Raw genomic sequence first — 15980 nt, forward strand, 5'->3', positions numbered from 1 at the left:
CGGTGCCAGATTTCGCGTCGCCTGCTTCGCGGGCTTGCCCGCTCCCACAGGGGAATCGCGCAGGCTTTTCAAGTTTTTGAGAAAGACAGTTGCTCTTACAGCGCGGCCTTGTGTCGCGATGGGCTGCAAAGCAGCCCCGATGGTTATTTGGCCAGCCCGGCCAATGGGCAATGCAGTACCAGCTTGGCCCCACCCAAAGGGCTCTCGCCAATTTCCAGGCCAAACCCATGCAGGTCGACGATCGCCGCAACGATCGACAGCCCCAGGCCGAAGCCGGCGTGGCGGTGGCCTTCATCACTGCGGTAGAACCGCTTCAGTACGGCCGTGCGTTCTTCTTCCGGAATACCCGGCCCGCTGTCTTCAATGGCCACGTGCACGCCAGCGTCGTCCTGGGTGGCGGCCACGCGCACCTGCCCACCTTCCGGGGTGAACTTGATCGCGTTACCTACCAGGTTGGCCAGCGCCTCGAACAACAGCTCGCGGTCGCCGTGCAGTGCCGGCAAGTGCCCAGGTTGGTGCAGCTCCAGGCGAATGCCACCATCTTCGGCCAACGGCAGGTAGAAGTCGTGCAGCTCTACCAGCAAATCATGCGGGTCAAGCTGCACGAAGCCGGCACGGCGTTGGCGGTCTTCCAGTTCGCTGATGCGCAACAACCCACGAAAACGCGCCATGAGGGTGTCGGTTTCGCCGATGGCCTGGTCCAGTGCCTCGGCTTGCGCGGAATCGTTGTCGCTTTGCTGGCGTATGCGGTACAGCTGGGCGCGCAGGCGGGTCAGTGGGGTGCGCAGGTCGTGGGCAATGTTGTCGCACACGCCCTTGACCTCGTGCATCAGCCGCTCGATGCGGTCAAGCATGGCATTGACGATGGCGGCCAGCATGTCCAGTTCGTCGCGCCGGGCCGACAGCGGCAGGCGGTGCGTGAGGTCGCCGGCGACAATCAGCTCGGCCTGGGCCTGAATGGCCCGGATGCGTTTCAGGGGGCGGCGGCGCAGCAGGTACCAGCCGGCGAATCCGGGGATCAGGGTGAAGGAGATACCCCAGAGCAAGGCATCGAGAATGATCCGTGTGACGACGAACAATGAGCCGTTATCGCGGAACAGCACCAGCCAGCGCCCATCCTGCACCTTGATGGCCACGGCATCGCAGCTGTCGCGGGGCATACGCGGATCATCGGCGTCCAGGCAGCGCTTCAGCTCATGGATCTTGCCGTCCAGCCGCAGCCCAGGGGGCAGGGCACGAACACTGCCGCCCAGCGGGTTGAGTTGTGCATCGAACAGACCATAGGCGTCGAAGCTGCGTTCCTCGAAAGCCTGGCTGGCGATCAGGGCGTCGTCCAGCTGCTTGCCGCTCATGTGCGCGAACAGGTGCTGACGCTGCAGCATGGAATGGCGGGTGAGCTTGTTCAGGTAGCTCGAAACCTCGAAGTACAGCACCCCCATGAGGATGCTGCTCCAGGCCACGAACAGAAAACTGTACAGTGCCAGCAGCCGGCTGGTGGACGAACTCCAGCCTTTAGACGGGTTCAGCAATGGCATAGCCGGAGCCCCGCACCGTACGGATCAGCGGCGACTGGCCGGGTGAGTCGATTTTCTTGCGCAGGCGGCCGATATGCACGTCGATCAGGTTGGTGCCCGGGTCGAAGTGGTAGCCCCACACTTCCTCGAAAATCATCATCCGCGTAATGACCTGGCCGCTGTGGCGCATCAGGTACTCCAGCAGTTTGTACTCGGTGGGCAGCAGGTTGAGGGTGTTGTCGCCGCGGCGCGCTTCGTGGCTGATCAGGTCCAGTTGCAGGTCGGCGACCTGCAAGCGGGTCTGGGTCATCGGCACGCTGTTGCGGCGCAGCAGCACTTCGACCCGGGCGGCCATTTCGTCGGAGGCGAACGGCTTGGTCAGGTAGTCGTCACCGCCGGCGCGCAGGCCGCGCACCCGCTCATCGACGTCGGAGAGGGCGCTGATCATCAGGATCGGCGTGGCGATCTTGAGGTTGCGCAGGGTCGTGACGATGGTCAGGCCATCGACCTCGGGCAGCATGCGGTCCAGGGTGATCAGGTCATAACCGCCGGCAATGGCCTTGGCCAGGCCTTCACGACCATTGTCGGCCCACTCCACCTCAAGGCCATGGCTGGTAAGTTCGGCGACGATTTCCTGGCCGGTGACGGCGTCGTCTTCGATGGTCAGTACGCGAGGCATGCTGGTTCCTGGGCATCTAATGGAGACTCGATTGTGCCAAAGAATAGACAACCGGCGATTTAAGAAAAATTCATCTTGCCACAACCCACCTGGGTTCACCCATTGTGAAGACAGACGAGCATGTCGCAGCAGGCTGTGAGAGGATGTCCGTCAACACAGCCAGGACCCCGAACGCAGCCTGATGAAGACACCCAAAAGAATCGAACCCCTGATCGAAGACGGCCTCGTCGACGAAGTACTGCGGCCGTTGATGAGTGGCAAGGAAGCCGCCGTGTACGTGGTGCGTTGCGGTAGCCAGGTGCGCTGCGCCAAGGTCTATAAAGAAGCCAACAAGCGCAGTTTCCGCCAGGCCGCCGAATACCAGGAAGGCCGCAAGGTGCGCAATAGCCGCCAGGCCCGGGCCATGGCCAAGGGCAGCAAGTACGGACGCAAAGAGGCCGAGGACGCCTGGCAGAACGCCGAAGTGGCGGCACTGTTCCGCCTGGCCGGCGCCGGGGTCCGGGTGCCCAAGCCCTATGACTTCCAGGACGGCGTGTTGCTGATGGAGCTGGTGACCGACGCCGATGGCGATGCCGCCCCCCGGCTCAACGACGTGCACCTGGAGGCCGAGGAGGCGCGGGTGTTCCATGCCTTCGTCATTCGCCAGATCGTGCTGATGCTGTGTGCCGGGCTGGTCCATGGCGACCTGTCCGAATTCAATGTGCTGCTCGGTCCGGACGGGCCGGTGATCATCGACCTGCCGCAGGCAGTGGACGCCGCCGCCAACAACCACGCATTCAGCATGCTGCAGCGTGACGTGGACAACATGGCCCACTACTTCGGGCGCTTTGCCCCAGAGCTGAAGAGCACGCGCTATGCCCAGGAAATGTGGGCGTTGTACGAGGCTGGCAAGTTGCTGCCCGATACCGTGTTGACCGGGGTATTCCAGGACGACGAGCATGAGGCCGACGTTGGCGGGGTAATGCGGGAAATCGACGCCGCCCGCGTGGACGAGGCCCGGCGCCGGGCAGCGCGTGCCGAGGCGGAAAACGGCCCGGCCAAGGCCGAGGAGCCGACACCGCCCTGGCTGCAATGATGTGCTGCCGGTGCAGCCCGCTTCGCAGGTTCCCCCCCGAAGCGGGCAACACCGGCTCAGCCAGTGCCCTGCGCGGCCATTACCTTTGATGCAGGACAATATCTCGTCATCCGGCCTTTTCACTGGCCCCTGACAGGCATAAGGTATACGCCGTTCAAATTCCCTGGAGCAGTCATGTCCAACCAATTCCCCTCCGTTCGTCCTCGCCGCCTGCGCCAGAACGAGTCCCTGCGCACCGTATTCCAGGAAACCGAATTCCGCCTTGAAGACCTGATCCTGCCGATCTTCGTGGAAGAAGGCATCGACGACTTCGTGCCCATCAGCAGCATGCCCGGCGTGAACCGCATCCCTGAGAAGCGGCTGGCCCAGGAAATCGAGCGCTATGCCCGCGCCGGTATCAAATCGGTGATGACCTTCGGTGTGTCTCACCACCTGGATGCGGTTGGCAGCGACACCTGGAACGAAAACGGCCTGGTGGCGCGCATGTCGCGTATCTGCAAGGACACCGTGCCGGAAATGGTGGTGATGTCCGATACCTGTTTCTGCGAATACACCAGCCACGGGCACTGCGGCGTGCTGCATGACCACGGCGTGGACAACGACGCCACCTTGGTCAACCTGGGCAAGCAGGCGGTGATCGCCGCCGCTGCCGGTGCCGACTTCATCGCGCCTTCGGCGGCGATGGACGGCCAGGTCCAGGCCATTCGTAGCGCGCTGGACGGTGCAGGCTTCCACGACACTGCGATCATGGCCTATTCGACCAAGTTCGCCTCGTCGCTGTACGGCCCGTTCCGCGAAGCAGGCGGCACTGCGCTCAAAGGTGACCGCAAGAGCTACCAGATGAACCCGATGAACCGCCGCGAGGCCGTGCGTGAATCGCTGCTTGACGAGCAGGAAGGTGCAGACGTGCTGATGGTCAAGCCGGCCGGTGCCTACCTTGACGTGATCGCCGACATTCGTGCGGCCTCGCGCCTGCCGCTGGCGGCGTACCAGGTCAGCGGTGAGTACGCGATGATCAAGTTCGGTGGCCTTGCCGGTGCCATCGACGAAGGCCGCGTGGTGCGCGAAAGCATTGGCGCTATCAAGCGCGCCGGTGCCGACCTGATCCTGACCTACTTCGCCATGGACCTGGCCCGCGAAGGCATTTGAGCAGCAAAGCAGCTCCCCTGGCCTGGGGGCGGGCTTACCCGCCCCCAGCGCAATTCCCTACAAAAATTCATTAAGCGCTGAATTATTTTGTGTCCCGTTGTATCAGATGCCATAGAGCATTGATCGACAGGGATACAGGCATGAAATCTCGCAGGAAAAGCGTCAAACCTATTGGCCTCAAGGACATCACGATCGTCGACGATGCCAAGATGAAGAAGGCGATCACCGCCGCTGCACTGGGTAACGCCATGGAGTGGTTCGACTTCGGTGTCTATGGCTTCGTCGCCTATGCATTGGGCAAGGTGTTCTTCCCCAACGCCGACCCCAGTGTGCAAATGATCGCGGCGTTGGCCACCTTTTCGGTGCCATTCCTCATTCGCCCCCTGGGCGGGCTGTTCTTCGGCGCCCTCGGCGACAAGTTCGGCCGGCAGAAAATCCTTGCCGCCACCATCGTCATCATGTCCCTTAGCACCTTTGCCATTGGCTTGATACCGTCCTATGCCAGTATCGGCATATGGGCGCCGATACTGCTGTTGCTGGCGAAAATGGCCCAGGGCTTCTCGGTGGGCGGCGAGTACACCGGCGCCTCGATCTTCGTGGCCGAGTATGCGCCTGACCGCAAGCGCGGCTTCCTTGGCAGCTGGCTGGACTTCGGCTCGATCGCCGGCTTCGTGCTGGGCGCCGGGGTAGTGGTGCTGATTTCCACGGTGCTTGGTGAAGAAAGGTTCCTTGAGTGGGGCTGGCGCCTGCCGTTCTTCCTGGCCTTGCCGCTGGGCATCATCGGCCTCTACCTGCGTAACGCCCTGGAGGAAACCCCCGCGTTCCAGCAGCACGTCGACAAGATGGAGCAGGGTGACCGCGAGGGCCTGGCGTCGGGGCCCAAGGTGTCGTTCAAGGAAGTGGCGACCAAGCACTGGCGTAGCCTGGTGACCTGCATTGGCGTGGTGATCGCCACCAACGTCACCTACTACATGCTGTTGACCTACATGCCCAGCTACCTCTCGCACAACCTGCACTACAGCGAGGACCATGGCGTACTGATCATCATCGCGATCATGGTCGGCATGCTGTTCGTGCAGCCCATCATCGGCCTGCTGAGCGACAAGTTCGGCCGTCGCCCGTTTATCGTGGTCGGCAGTATCGGGCTGTTCGCCCTGGCCATTCCGGCGTTCATGCTGATCAACAGTGGTGTGCTGGGGTTGATCTTCTCGGGGCTGCTGATCATTGCGGTGCTGCTGAACTTCTTCATCGGTGTCATGGCGTCGACGTTGCCGGCGATGTTCCCCACTCACATCCGCTACAGCGCACTGGCCAGTGCCTTCAACATTTCCGTGCTGATCGCCGGCCTGACCCCCACCATCGCCGCCTGGCTGGTGGAAAGCAGCGGCAACCTGTACATGCCCGCCTACTACCTGATGGTGATCGCCGCGGTGGGCCTGGTGACCGGCCTGACCATGAAGGAAACCGCCAACAAACCGCTGCGCGGTGCCGCACCGGCGGCATCGGACATCGACGAGGCGCGCGAGCTGCTGCAGGAACACCACGACAACATCGAGCAGAAGATCGAGGACATCGACGAGCAGATCGCCGAGCTCGAGGCCAAGCGCAAGTTGTTGGTCCAGCAGCACCCGCGCATCGATTGATCAGCGCGGCATGTAGCCACGCTGCCAGGCACGTGGAATGAACCGCGACACCAGGGCCAGCAGGCACGCCAGCACGCAACTGCCGGCCAGTGCCTGCAGGCCCAGGTGGTGTTGCAGCCAGGCGCCCAGCGCGGCGCCCAGCAGCATCCCTGCCCACGGCACCAGTTGCACCCGCCAGCCGTGGCGCCGCTCGCCCAGCAACCAGCGCCCGAGGCCGCGGCCGAAGCGTGACAGTGCACCGGTGACGTAGGTCAGGCCGATGGGCAGGCCGTTCACTTGCTCGACGACTGCGTTGATCATGCCCATGGCCAGGGTCGCGGCCAGCAATGCCGGGAAGGTGGCCGCCAGTGGCCACGCTGCGGCGCAAGCCAGCAACGCCGCCACGACCACCAGCACGGGCCAGGCCCGGCGACGGAAGCCGCGCGCCAGCACTACCCCCAACGTGTTACCCGCGACAAAGCCCAGCAAAGCGCCGCTCAGGCGCAGCACCAGGGCCATGTCAGCCTGGCTGATCGCCACCGCCAGGCGCGTGGTATTACCGCTCATGAACGATACGAAGTCGCCCAGGGCCAGCAGGCCAATGGCGTCGGTCATGCCTGCCAGCACCGAAAGCCCGGCCACCAGGCCAAGGCCGACACGGCCACGCAGCACCTGCAGGCGCAAGCGCCTGGCCGTACGGGTAGTAAGGGGATGGGGTAGCACGGGCAGGCCTCAGGGCAACAGGTTTTCGCGGGCCAGGGTGCCTTTGATGGTGCGCTCGACCACATCCACCAGCACCATGGTCTGGTGATCGACCTCGATGTTCAGCAAGTCGCCGGCAGCGTAGCTGGCGAACGTGGTCTGGCGCAGGGTTTCCGGGATCAGGTTGATGGTGACCAGGTTGTCTTCCACGTCGGCCACGGTCAGGCTGCAGCCGTTGACCCCGATGAAGCCCCGCGGGAACACGTACTTGCCCCATGGCGGCGGCATGCGGAAACGGATGAAGGCGCCGGTCTGCTCGATCGACAGTTCGACTATTTCTGCGGTCGTGGCAATGTGGCCAGCCATGAGGTGGCCGCCGACTTCGGCGTTCATCTTCGCCGAACGCTCGATGTTAACCCCCTGGCCGGCCTTGAAATTGCGCAGGTTGGTGCGTTCCAGGGTGGCCGTCATTGCATCGAACCTGACGTGGCTGCCGTCGATCTCGGTGACAGACAAGCACGTGCCCTCGACGCTGACGCTGGCGCCGATCTTCAACTCATCGAGCAGTTCCGGGGTGAGGTCGATGGTGAACTGGTTGTGGCCCGGGTAGCTGGTCACATCAAGCAGTGGGCGGACGGCCTGGACGATGCCGGTGTACATGGTGTTGCTCCTGGGCGCGAAAAGAAAACACCCGAACGCTATGCCTGTACGGCCTCAAAAGCAAGGCGCCAGCGCCCTGGTGCTGCCCAGGCATGCGGGCGGGCACACCCAGGGCGCTGGCCGGCTCACACATGCCCGGTGCTGTTGACGATCCGCAGGCACAGCGCTTCGTACGGGTCCAGGTTCACCAGCAAACGGCCATCCTCGGTCAGGTCGCCTTCTACCGTTTCGTTGATCATGTCCACCACCGGCCCTGGCGTGAAGCCCGTGAGCAGTAGCTCCTCGGCGATCACCTCCTGGCTGAAGTTCAACGCACTGATCTGGATGCCGCGCCCGGCCGGTAGCTCATGCACCATGACCAGCAACCCAGGGCTGCTGACCTCCGGCACCAGCACCTGGCGGCTGGTGGCAATGCCGTAGGCCTGGCGCACCGCGAGCAGTTTTTTCACCTTGCAGGCGAACGAGTCAGGGTTGTCCAATTGGCTGTCGAGGCTGCCATACAGCGCCCGCGCCCGCGGCATGCCGCGTACAGAGGTATCCGCTTGCGGGTCGAGCCCGGCCAGGTCGTAGCCGCCGCGGTGAATCCAGCGGGTATCGCCATCGAGCATGCGCTCGGCCACGGCTTCGCCAGGCAAGGGCAGGGCGCCGACCATGTCCCAGCCCGACAGCGCCACCACACCTGGCTGCATGGCGTTGTACATGACCAGCAGCAGGTGCAGTTTCTGGATCTGCTCGATGTCCCCCGGGCCTATCTGGTCGAGGTCGCGGATGCCCAATGCCGCAGTGATGAGGCTGGCGGTGGTGCAGGCGATGCCATTGGTGACGAAGCGCAGGTTATAGGGCGCATGCTCGCCCGACAGGCGTTCGTAGATTTCTTCGCGGATGTGCTCGCGCAGGATGTTGCCTGGTAATGTCTGGCCCTTGTACAGATACATGTCATGGGCATGCAGGGTCCAGAAGTGCACCAGCTCCACGGTCAGTTCGTCGTGGTTCTGCAGGGCATGGATCAATGAGGCCGGGTCGATGCCGAAGGCGTGCATTTCCTTGAGCATCAGGCGCAGGAACTCGGTGTCGCCGGTCAGCAAGGCATGTTGGTAGGCGGGCCGGGTGATGAAGTCGTAGGACAGGTCGGCACCGCCCTTGGACATTTGCGCAATGTCATCGAGGGTCAGGTTCAGCTCCTGGAAACTGAAACCGCCGGCCTTGCGGATCATGCCACCGATCAATTGGTTGCCGACCAGCGACAGCGGGTGGCTTTCCGACCAGGCGGTGCCATTGGCGCGGGTTTCCACCCCGAGAAAACCGTTGGCATCCAGGCGCAGGCCACGTGCACCCAGGCAATCCAGGGCATGCAGGGCGTCGCCGATGATCATCTGCTGGGCGGCAAAGGTGGGGTCCAGCCAGTTCAGCGACGGCTGGCCTTCCTTGAAGTAGTGCAGGTAGACCCAACGCCGGGTCTTGCCGTCGACACCGGTGACCGGTGGGGTGGCGCTCCAGTCGGTTTCCTTGACCCCCGGCTCGAAGAAAATCACCCGCTGCAACTGCCCGACGATGTAATGGCGTGCCTTGAGCTCGTCGCACTGTGCGGGCAGCAGGTTGGCCGAGTCACGTCCGGGTGGCACCTCGGGCAGCAAGTGCCAGTCTTCCTCGCGTATCTCCACCATGTGGTACAGGCCCGGGTAGGCGCCGTAGGCCATTTCCGCCAGGCGGAAGTCGGCGCCCTTGCCGGTGTGCGAAGGGATCAGGTCGTCGATGGTCACCGCATTGTGCGCGGCGGCCATGCGGCTCATCTGGATCAGCTCCGGCTCGCTGCCATAGAGCGGGTCGATATCGAAGCTGATGCGGTCGAAGTTGCCGTCCACGCTGGGTGTGAGCTCGCGGTCGCGAATACCGCCAGACAGCTTGATCGGCCCGGTGTGCAGGCCTTGAATGCCGATTTCCGACAGGCGCTTCCACAAGGCTTCATGGGCCAGGGCACCGAGCACCGAGCAGCCCTCTGGGGCGATGATGGCATCGGGGTAAACGGTCAGCCAGACCGAGGCGATTTCAGTGGCCCGGCGGGGCTGAGCCTCGGCGTAGGGTTGTTGCCACAGGCGCGACTGGCCTGAATAAAGGCTGGCGCGCTCCTGGGAAGCCTTGAGCATGGCGCGCGCTTCGAGCCATTTCACGTATGCAGGGTCGGGCTGGGTCATTTCGCGTCCTCTTTGCGTGTCGGCACCGGCTCAGGTTATGACGGCAGAGCGGTCGGATCGTTCGGCCGGGAGCCAGGCCCTGCGCGAAATGCCTGGCACAGCGTGTTCAGCGCCGTGCAGCCCACTGCTGCGGTGCCAGGAAGGCACCGTGGAAGTAATTGCGCAAAGCCTGCATCGCCGGGCTGAACGCCCGCTCGCGGTGCCAGGCCAGCCCCACGCTCATGGGCGCTACCGGGTCGCTGATGGTCACTGTTTCGATGCGCTTGCCCTCCAGCGACCATGGCCGGTGCACCAGGTCTGACAGAATCGCTACGCCACTGCCATTGGCGACCATGCTGCGCACCGCCTCCACCGAACTGGTGCGCACGCGCACGCTGGGCCGTTGCCCGGCCTGCTGCCAATAGCGCATGGCGCTTTGCTCGGCTTCGTCCACGGTCAACAAAATGAACGGCTCTGTGGCGACATCGGCCAGGCTCACGGCCGAGCGTTCGCACAGGGGGTGGTGCGCGGGCAGCCATAGGCGGCGCTCGGAGTTGAACAGCGTTTCTGAAACGATAGCCGGGTGGGTCAGGTTGGCGGTCAGCACCACCGCCATGTCGAAACGCCCCTCCAGCAGCCCTTGCTCGATGGCACTGCGCTCTTGTTCGTAAAGTTCCAGGGTCACGTCGGGGTGCCAGTGTTCCAGGCGCTGCAAGTGGTGCGGCAGGAAGTAGCCGATCACCGTGTAGCTGGCTGCCAGGCGCAACAGGCCGCTGGCACGTATGTCCGGCAAAGGGCTGTTCAGCGCATCGTCGACGCTGCGCAGGATGACGTAGGCGCGGTTGAGGAAGTGCCGGCCGGCTTCGGTCAGGTTCATGCCCTGGGCGGAGCGCTGGAACAGCAGCACGCCGAGCATGGCCTCCAGCTCTTTGATTGCCGTGGTGACCGCCGACTGGGAAATATTGAGGTGGATGGCGGCCTGGGAGATCTGGCCGATTTCGGCAGTGGCGACAAAGTAGCGCACCTGGCGCAAGGTAAGTGACACGGCAGGCTCCCGGGGTATCTGTTTTTCCGAAGACACCCATTCTGTTTATAGATCTTCCCAAGGGGTAGGGGAGAATCTAACGTGGCTTGCATGCAGCCACAAGCGCCAGGGAGATACGGTCATGCAAGCAGTGGATTTCAACTCGGACATGGGCGAGGGCTTTGGCCCGTGGACCATTGGCGACGGCGTGGATAACGAGCTGATGGGTTACATCAGCAGCGCCAATATCGCCACCGGTTTTCATGCCGGCGACCCCGGCACCATGCGCCGTACGGTGGAGCGGGCCAAGGCCCTGGGGGTTGCCGTGGGGGCACACCCGGGGTTCCGCGACCTGGTCGGTTTCGGTCGCCGGCACATCAACGCATCGGCGCAGGAACTGGTCGACGACATGCTTTACCAGCTCGGGGCGCTGCGTGAAATCGCCCGGGCCCAGGGCGTGAGCCTGCAGCACATCAAACCCCACGGGGCGCTTTACATGCACCTGGCCCGTGACGAGCAAGCTGCACGCTTGCTGGTGGAAAACCTGCGGCTGATCGAACCGCAGTTATTGCTGTTCTGCATGCCCGGCTCGGTGATCTGCCGCATTGCCCAGGAGCTTGGCCAGCCGGTGGTGCGCGAGTTCTATGCCGACCGCGAGTACGACCTGAGCGGCTCGATCGTGTTCACCCGTAACGTAAGGGGCTACCAGCCTTTGGCGGTCGCCGAGCGCGTACTGCGGGCTTGTCGGCAAGGTGTGGTGCGCACCGTCGAGGGCCAGGACCTGGCCATCGAGTTCGATTCCATTTGCCTGCACAGTGACACGCCAGGCGCCCTCGACCTGGTCGAGGCCACGCGCAAGGCGCTGGACCAGGCTGGCATCGTGGTGCGTGCACCGCGCTGACGCTGGCATCCGGCAGCCACAGGCCGGAGCCTGATCATGTTGTTTTCGCCTGCCTTTCTATAAAGATTTCAAGAAAAGGAACAGTCATGGCCGAATCGCTTGCTACAACGCCTATCCGCTACAGCTTCGGCGCCGACGAGCACCTGTTTGCCGAGGTCAGCGAGAGCATGTCGCTGGAAGCCTTCTTCAAAGGTATGGCCGTCACCCGTGCGGTAGAGCGCCTGGCGCTGGACGGCGTGCTGGATGTGTGCTTGGCCAACGCGTCGTTCCAGGTGCGTTTCGACCCCGACCGCATCGCCCCCGATGCCCTGCTGGCAGCGGTGCGCGGTGCCGAAGCGCAGGCGGTGGCCGAGCGTTCGTTGCATACCCGCATCATTGAGATTCCGGTGCTGTACAACGACCCCTGGACCCACGAAACCTTGATGCGCTTCCGGGACCGCCACCAGGACCCGGCCAGCACCGACCTGGAGTACGCGGCCCGCATCAACGGCCTGGCCGATGTCGACGCGTTCATTGCCGCGCACAGCGGTGCACCGTGGTTCGTTTCCATGGTCGGCTTCGTCGCTGGCCTGCCGTTCATGTTCCAGATGGTCGAGCGCCAGCGCCAGTTGCAAGTGCCCAAGTACCTGCGGCCGCGTACCGACACGCCCCGCCTGACCCTGGGCCATGGCGGTTGTTTCGGTTGCATCTATTCGGTGCGCGGCGCGGGCGGTTACCAGATGTTCGGCGTCACCCCGGCACCGATCTACGACCCGCAACAGACCTTGAGCTACCTGAAGGAGCACATGGTGTTCTTCCGCCCAGGTGACATCGTGCAATTCAAACCCATCGACCGCCGCGCGTATGACCAGGCAGTGGCTGAGGTGGAGGAGGGCCGTTTCGACCTGCGCATTCGCCCGGTGGTGTTTTCCCTGGACGCATTCCTTGCCGACCCGGTCGGCTACCCGAAATCGCTGCAGGAGGTGCTGGCATGATCAAGGTACTCAAACCGGGCCTGGCGACCTCCGTGCAGGACCTGGGCCGCGAAGGCTATTACCACCTGGGCATTCCGCCATCTGGCGCGCTCGACCAGTATGCCCTGAGCGCAGCCAATTACCTGGTGGGCAACCCGCCGGGCGCTGCCGGCCTGGAATGTGCGCTGGTCGGCCCTGAACTTGAGTTCCAGGCAGATGCGCTGGTGGCAGTGTGCGGTGCGCAGATGCCCGCCTTGCTCGATGGCCGCGAGCAGCGGCCTGACACGGCATTTGCCGTGCGCGCCGGGCAGGTGCTGCGTTTCAGCTTCCCGACGGCGGGGGCGCGGGCCTACCTGGCAGTGGCGGGGGGGATTGATGTGGCCGAGGTGCTGGGTAGCCGATCGACCTACGCGCTTGGGGCCTTGGGTGGCTTCCAGGGGCGCAAGTTGTTGGCCGGTGACCTGTTGCCGGTCGGCACGCCCACCGGCACCGGCCGCGCCGGCGCAAGCCTGCCGATGGCACTGCGCCAGGCCCTGGGCGGCGAAGTGGTGCTGCGGGTGGTGCCGGGGTTGTATTTTCACCGGCTGACCGAAGCTGCTGCGCAAAGCTTCTTCACCGAAGCCTGGACGGTAGGCTCCGAGGCGGATCGCATCGGTTACCGCTACAAAGGCGGCAGTGCCTTGAGTTTCCAGCCACGGGAGCAACCGTTCGGTGCTGGTTCGGACCCTTCCAACATCGTCGACAGCTGCTACCCCATCGGCTCGATCCAGGTACCGGCCGGGCTGGAGCCGATCATCCTGCACCGGGATGCCGTATCGGGCGGTGGCTACGCCATGATTGGCACGGTGATCAGCGCCGACCTCGACCTGATCGGGCAGATGCAGCCGAATCAGCAGGCACGCTTTCTGAAAGTCAGCCTGGAGCAGGCACTGGAGGCACGCCGCTCTTACAAGAAGAAGCTGGCGTGCCTGGCCCGGTTGTTCAGCTGAACGGAGGACAACTTGCCGATGCGGGGGACAAGGGCCGCCAACCCCGCCCGGCCATTTACGCGGGTTGCTGGGCCAAACCGTTACTGACGTTGCGCCCCAGCACCAGCACGGTGACGAAGCCACAGCCCACCAGGGCCGTGGCCAGGCTCAAGAGCACTGCGGTGCCCATGTGGTCCACCACTTGGCCGCCAAAGAACGAGCCTACGGCAATGATCACCTGGAACAAGGCCACGAACAGCGGCATGCCCCGCTCGACATCCTTGGGCGCGACCACGAACATCCAGATATTGGCGCAGGCCGGGAACGCGCCGAAGGCGAACCCCCACAGCGCAATCAGCATCGCCGCGCCGGTCAGGCCGGTGGCGAAGTACGGAAACAGCGCTGTGCTGGCGGCGATCAGCAGTGCCACCAGCATCAGCGAATGGCGCACACTGCGGTTGGCGGCGAAGCCGGCGAAGATATTGCCCATGAACCCGGCCACGCCATACAGCAGCAACAATGAGCCGATGGTCGGGCCGTCGAAGCCGGCGTTCTGTTTGAAGAACGGCGCTACATAGGTGTAGGCGGCAAAATGCGCCAGGCCAATCAACAGCACGGCGATCAGGCCCACACGCGCTTGCGGGTTGATGAACAGCGCCGGCAGGTCGCGCACACCAATGGCTTTTTCGGGCAAAAGCCGCGGCAGCAGCAACACCTGCGCCAGGAGCACGGGCACGCCCACCAGTGCAGTCACCAGGAAGGTCATTCGCCAGCCCAGCAGGCCACTTAGCCAGGTGCCTACCGGCACGCCCACCACCGTCGCCAGGGTCACCCCGGCCATGATGATCGAGTTGGCCTTGGCCACGCCAACGCCCTCAGGGGCCAGGCGCCCGCTGAGGGCGATGGCCGTGGCCCAGAAGCCGCCGATGCTGACACCCAGCAGCACCCGGCCGAGCAATAGCAGGCTGAAGTCGCCCGCATAGGCGACGATGCTGTTGGCGATGATCATGATCAGCGTCAGGCCGATCAGCAGGTAGCGCCGGTCCAGCGCGCCAACGCCCACGGAAATGGCCGGGGCGGCCAGCGCGGCCATGATGCCGGGCAGGGTGACCATCAGGCCGGCGAAGCCTGCACTGATACCCAGGTCGCTGGCGACATCGTTGAGAACGCCCACTGGCAGAAATTCGCTGGTGACCAGGGCGAAGGCGCCAATGGCGACCGAGAGGATCGCCAGCCACTGCTGGGTCACGCTCTGTTGATTATGTTCAGGACGGCCCCGTGGGGCCTGGCTGGCACTTGGCATGGTGGTGAATTCCAAGGAGGGATGACGCCTGTAGCAGGCGCGGGAGGGGGGATTGGCCGGGGATTATAGGGCTGGGTATGGGTGGCCGACAGGCGAACGGCGTGATAGTGAACATCAGTGCCATCGATGAAACGCCGGGCGCAGAGCGGTTGCCGGCGAATGACGCCTCGGCGTGCAGACCGCTGACCCAAAATATTGCATGAGTCTTCTTGATGCTTTCACCTAGCGGTACTAATACTAAATCACGGCCGCAGAGGGATGATCATGCAAACACGCTTCGTTGTGGTTCCCGCAGTGCCGCTGAAAAAAGAGGTTCAGCCTCGGCGGCTTGGCTTTCCCGCTGCATTGGGCGAGGGTTACGACCTCTACGATACGCAAGACAAGGTGCGTTTGAGCCTGAACTTTGCCACCCGAGCCCAGGCGGAATTCGAGTGTGACTGTCGCAACCGCTGCCCGGATGCCGACGCTGCGGAGATCGCCGGCATGGTCTGATCACGTACGGCGAGCCCTCACCAAGCGGTGAGGGTAGCGATCAGCCGTGCTTGTGCAGGGCGGCGACCAGTTCAGCTTTGGTCATGCTGGAGCGGCCTTTTATCGCTTTGCTGCGGGCTTCCTTCAGCAGGCTTTCCTTTGTCTGGCTTTCCAGTGAGCTGCCAGATGAACGCGCCTGCCCCTGGCGGGTGTGTGCTGCCCGCCTGGCTGAATCGGCGCGGGCGGTTTTCTTCTCGCTGGCAGAGGTGCTGTTCCCCGAACCGCCTTTCTTTTCACCGCCGCCGGATTGCTTGTTGACCGTGGCCCAGGCGCGCGCTTCGGCTTCCTCTTTGGCCAGGCCTTTATCCTCATAGGCGTGCTCGATGTGCTCGGCCTTGCGCTTCTGTTTTTCGGTGTACTTGCCTTTGTCGCCGCGTGGCATGGTGTTCACTCCTGCAGTTGTACCTGAACGGTTGAAACGCTCCCCGCCAGAGAGTGCCGGTCACTGGACGAGCGGCACCGCGGGGGCGCATCGACGACAACAGCCCCTGTGGGAGATTCTCTGGTTTCGGGCAAGGGTAGCCGCAGTATCTTCAGCGCCTGTGAGATCGAGCGCCGCCCGCGCGGCGCAATCGCGAGCTGCGCTCGCTCCTACGTTTGTTTCGGGCCAGTAACGCCTGTGACAGGCGCGCGCGGCCGCCTTGTTTGTACGGCGCGATATTGAGGCATGCACCAAGGCGTTCGCGCGCAAATCCCACAGGAATAATTGGCCCGAAACAAACGTAGGA

The 15980-nt window shown here is 63.7% G+C and carries 15 protein-coding genes; 7 read left to right on the forward strand and 8 right to left on the reverse strand.

Annotated features, from left to right (window positions below; genetic code table 11):
- Positions 1-143: 143 nt before the first annotated feature.
- Complete coding sequence (locus tag GYA94_RS25155; RefSeq protein ID WP_161893333.1) at positions 144-1535, reverse strand: sensor histidine kinase; 1392 nt, start codon at positions 1533-1535, stop codon at positions 144-146.
- Positions 1513-2193: a response regulator transcription factor gene (locus GYA94_RS25160; RefSeq protein WP_047149773.1), complete on the reverse strand. Its 681-nt coding sequence runs from the start codon at positions 2191-2193 to the stop codon at positions 1513-1515. Before GYA94_RS25160 ends, GYA94_RS25155 begins: the two co-directional genes overlap by 23 nt.
- A gap of 181 nt (positions 2194-2374) precedes the next feature.
- Here GYA94_RS25160 and GYA94_RS25165 point away from each other — a divergent pair, with 181 nt between their 5' ends.
- The 3 genes from GYA94_RS25165 (at position 2375) to proP (ending at position 6060) form a co-directional block, all read left to right on the forward strand.
- On the forward strand, positions 2375-3268 hold the full coding sequence (locus tag GYA94_RS25165; protein ID WP_054913059.1) for a PA4780 family RIO1-like protein kinase: 894 nt from the start codon (positions 2375-2377) through the stop codon (positions 3266-3268).
- A 174-nt stretch (positions 3269-3442) separates the two neighbouring features.
- Positions 3443-4417, forward strand: coding sequence for a porphobilinogen synthase (gene hemB, locus GYA94_RS25170; RefSeq protein WP_029887703.1), 975 nt, complete (start codon positions 3443-3445; stop codon positions 4415-4417).
- A 140-nt stretch (positions 4418-4557) separates the two neighbouring features.
- On the forward strand, positions 4558-6060 hold the full coding sequence (gene proP, locus GYA94_RS25175) for a glycine betaine/L-proline transporter ProP (RefSeq protein ID WP_009682151.1): 1503 nt from the start codon (positions 4558-4560) through the stop codon (positions 6058-6060).
- Here the strand turns inward: proP and GYA94_RS25180 are convergent, their stop codons facing one another.
- The 4 genes from GYA94_RS25180 to GYA94_RS25195 form a co-directional block, all read right to left on the reverse strand.
- The gene (locus tag GYA94_RS25180) at positions 6061-6762 is read right to left on the reverse strand and encodes a YoaK family protein (RefSeq protein WP_110675986.1); all 702 of its coding nucleotides are present in this window, start codon (positions 6760-6762) and stop codon (positions 6061-6063) included. It abuts the gene before it with no gap.
- 9 nt (positions 6763-6771) lie between these two features.
- Entirely contained in the window at positions 6772-7401 is a 630-nt protein-coding gene (locus GYA94_RS25185) for a riboflavin synthase (RefSeq protein ID WP_009682149.1), read from the reverse strand.
- 125 nt (positions 7402-7526) lie between these two features.
- Complete coding sequence (gene treS, locus GYA94_RS25190) at positions 7527-9593, reverse strand: maltose alpha-D-glucosyltransferase (protein WP_161893334.1); 2067 nt, start codon at positions 9591-9593, stop codon at positions 7527-7529.
- Between the two features lie 106 nt (positions 9594-9699).
- Entirely contained in the window at positions 9700-10617 is a 918-nt protein-coding gene (locus GYA94_RS25195; RefSeq protein ID WP_009682147.1) for a LysR family transcriptional regulator, read from the reverse strand.
- Between the two features lie 121 nt (positions 10618-10738).
- Here GYA94_RS25195 and GYA94_RS25200 point away from each other — a divergent pair, with 121 nt between their 5' ends.
- From GYA94_RS25200 to GYA94_RS25210, 3 genes are all read left to right on the forward strand, one after another.
- Entirely contained in the window at positions 10739-11497 is a 759-nt protein-coding gene (locus GYA94_RS25200; RefSeq protein ID WP_009682146.1) for a 5-oxoprolinase subunit PxpA, read from the forward strand.
- Between the two features lie 86 nt (positions 11498-11583).
- Positions 11584-12471 carry a 5-oxoprolinase subunit B family protein gene (locus GYA94_RS25205; RefSeq protein ID WP_054913055.1) on the forward strand — a complete coding sequence of 296 codons (888 nt, stop codon included), beginning with the start codon at positions 11584-11586 and terminating at the stop codon, positions 12469-12471.
- Positions 12468-13439 (forward strand): 5-oxoprolinase subunit C family protein, encoded by a 972-nt coding sequence (locus GYA94_RS25210; RefSeq protein ID WP_054913054.1) that lies wholly within the window; start codon positions 12468-12470, stop codon positions 13437-13439. The genes GYA94_RS25205 and GYA94_RS25210 overlap by 4 nt, the downstream gene beginning before the upstream one ends.
- 55 nt (positions 13440-13494) lie before the next feature.
- Here GYA94_RS25210 and GYA94_RS25215 read toward each other — a convergent pair whose 3' ends face one another.
- On the reverse strand, positions 13495-14721 hold the full coding sequence (locus GYA94_RS25215) for an MFS transporter (RefSeq protein WP_110676015.1): 1227 nt from the start codon (positions 14719-14721) through the stop codon (positions 13495-13497).
- Between the two features lie 258 nt (positions 14722-14979).
- On the opposite strand from GYA94_RS25215, the gene GYA94_RS25220 reads away from it, so the two are divergent.
- On the forward strand, positions 14980-15213 hold the full coding sequence (locus GYA94_RS25220) for a hypothetical protein (protein ID WP_009682142.1): 234 nt from the start codon (positions 14980-14982) through the stop codon (positions 15211-15213).
- Between the two features lie 40 nt (positions 15214-15253).
- Here the strand turns inward: GYA94_RS25220 and GYA94_RS25225 are convergent, their stop codons facing one another.
- On the reverse strand, positions 15254-15634 hold the full coding sequence (locus GYA94_RS25225) for a termination factor Rho (protein WP_161893335.1): 381 nt from the start codon (positions 15632-15634) through the stop codon (positions 15254-15256).
- Positions 15635-15980 lie beyond the last annotated feature (346 nt).

It is taken from the genome of Pseudomonas juntendi (assembly GCF_009932375.1).
Classification (GTDB): Bacteria; Pseudomonadota; Gammaproteobacteria; order Pseudomonadales; family Pseudomonadaceae; genus Aquipseudomonas; species Aquipseudomonas juntendi.